The sequence below is a fragment of the Ammoniphilus sp. CFH 90114 genome, from assembly GCF_004123195.1.
Classification (GTDB): domain Bacteria; phylum Bacillota; class Bacilli; order Aneurinibacillales; family RAOX-1; genus YIM-78166.
Window position 1 is genome coordinate 1 of the sequence record NZ_SDLI01000065.1, and the last position, 420, is coordinate 420.

Annotated in this window: 1 protein-coding gene; it reads left to right on the forward strand. The window is 40.0% G+C overall.

All coding sequences use genetic code 11. The features are described 5' to 3' along the window. On the forward strand, positions 1 to 420 hold a 420-nt coding region (locus EIZ39_RS26220; RefSeq protein WP_164985360.1), incomplete at both ends, for a SurA N-terminal domain-containing protein.

Consider the following 420-nt stretch of genomic DNA (forward strand, 5'->3'; position numbering starts at 1 on the left):
AAATTGTTGTGAATAAATGGTTTCTTAGCTTTTTAGCTTTATGTGCGGTTATCGTTGGGGTGGTTTGGGTTCAGGATTCGGTGATGCCGAAGGAAGTTTCCTCATCGGTTTCATCCACCACAGCTGCTTATGTAAACGGAGAATCGATTAAGAAGGAGCAGCTATTTAACGAATTGTACAAGCTAGAGGGGGAAACTGTGCTAGATGGGTTGATTAATAAGAAATTAATCGAGCAAGAGGCAAGAAAATCCAACCTTCAAGCAACGGAAGAAGAGATTACGAAAGACTTGGATAAAATCAAAAGTGACTTGGGATCGGAATATGAGAGTGCCCTTGCAGGCAATCAAATGACAGAAGCGGAATTGAAAGAGAATATTGCGCTTCATATCGTCCAGCAAAAAATGTTTTCAGATAAAGTAA